The sequence below is a fragment of the Pseudomonas sp. PDM31 genome (assembly GCF_019218965.1).
Classification (GTDB): domain Bacteria; phylum Pseudomonadota; class Gammaproteobacteria; order Pseudomonadales; family Pseudomonadaceae; genus Aquipseudomonas.
Window position 1 is genome coordinate 1 of record NZ_JAHUWS010000025.1, and the last position, 1,541, is coordinate 1,541.

A 1,541-nucleotide genomic window follows, 5' to 3' on the forward strand; every position below is an offset into this window, starting at 1 on the left:
CGGCCATAGTGGGTGATAGCCCTGTACGCGAAAATCTCTTAGTCATGAAATCGAGTAGGACGGAGCACGAGAAACTTTGTCTGAATATGGGGGGACCATCCTCCAAGGCTAAATACTACTGACTGACCGATAGTGAACTAGTACCGTGAGGGAAAGGCGAAAAGAACCCCGGAGAGGGGAGTGAAATAGATCCTGAAACCGTATGCGTACAAGCAGTGGGAGCCCACTTTGTTGGGTGACTGCGTACCTTTTGTATAATGGGTCAGCGACTTATTTTCAGTGGCGAGCTTAACCGAATAGGGGAGGCGTAGCGAAAGCGAGTCTTAATAGGGCGTCTAGTCGCTGGGAATAGACCCGAAACCGGGCGATCTATCCATGGGCAGGTTGAAGGTTGGGTAACACTAACTGGAGGACCGAACCGACTACCGTTGAAAAGTTAGCGGATGACCTGTGGATCGGAGTGAAAGGCTAATCAAGCTCGGAGATAGCTGGTTCTCCTCGAAAGCTATTTAGGTAGCGCCTCATGTATCACTGTAGGGGGTAGAGCACTGTTTCGGCTAGGGGGTCATCCCGACTTACCAAACCGATGCAAACTCCGAATACCTACAAGTGCCGAGCATGGGAGACACACGGCGGGTGCTAACGTCCGTCGTGAAAAGGGAAACAACCCAGACCGTCAGCTAAGGTCCCAAAGTTATGGTTAAGTGGGAAACGATGTGGGAAGGCTTAGACAGCTAGGAGGTTGGCTTAGAAGCAGCCACCCTTTAAAGAAAGCGTAATAGCTCACTAGTCGAGTCGGCCTGCGCGGAAGATGTAACGGGGCTCAAACCATACACCGAAGCTACGGGTATCACTTAGGTGATGCGGTAGAGGAGCGTTCTGTAAGCCTGTGAAGGTGAGTTGAGAAGCTTGCTGGAGGTATCAGAAGTGCGAATGCTGACATGAGTAACGACAATGGGTGTGAAAAACACCCACGCCGAAAGACCAAGGTTTCCTGCGCAACGTTAATCGACGCAGGGTTAGTCGGTCCCTAAGGCGAGGCTGAAAAGCGTAGTCGATGGAAAACAGGTTAATATTCCTGTACTTCTGGTTATTGCGATGGAGGGACGGAGAAGGCTAGGCCAGCTTGGCGTTGGTTGTCCAAGTTTAAGGTGGTAGGCTGGAATCTTAGGTAAATCCGGGATTCTAAGGCCGAGAGCTGATGACGAGTGTTCTTTTAGAACACGAAGTGGTTGATGCCATGCTTCCAAGAAAAGCTTCTAAGCTTCAGGTAACCAGGAACCGTACCCCAAACCGACACAGGTGGTTGGGTAGAGAATACCAAGGCGCTTGAGAGAACTCGGGTGAAGGAACTAGGCAAAATGGCACCGTAACTTCGGGAGAAGGTGCGCCGGTGAGGGTGAAGTACTTGCTGCGTAAGCCCACGCCGGTCGAAGATACCAGGCCGCTGCGACTGTTTATTAAAAACACAGCACTCTGCAAACACGAAAGTGGACGTATAGGGTGTGACGCCTGCCCGGTGCCGGAAGGTTAATTGATGG

At 51.3% G+C, this 1,541-nt stretch carries 1 rRNA gene; it reads left to right on the forward strand.

From position 1 onward, the window contains the following. A 23S ribosomal RNA gene (locus KW839_RS27260) occupies positions 1-1,541 on the forward strand; the annotation flags it as partial.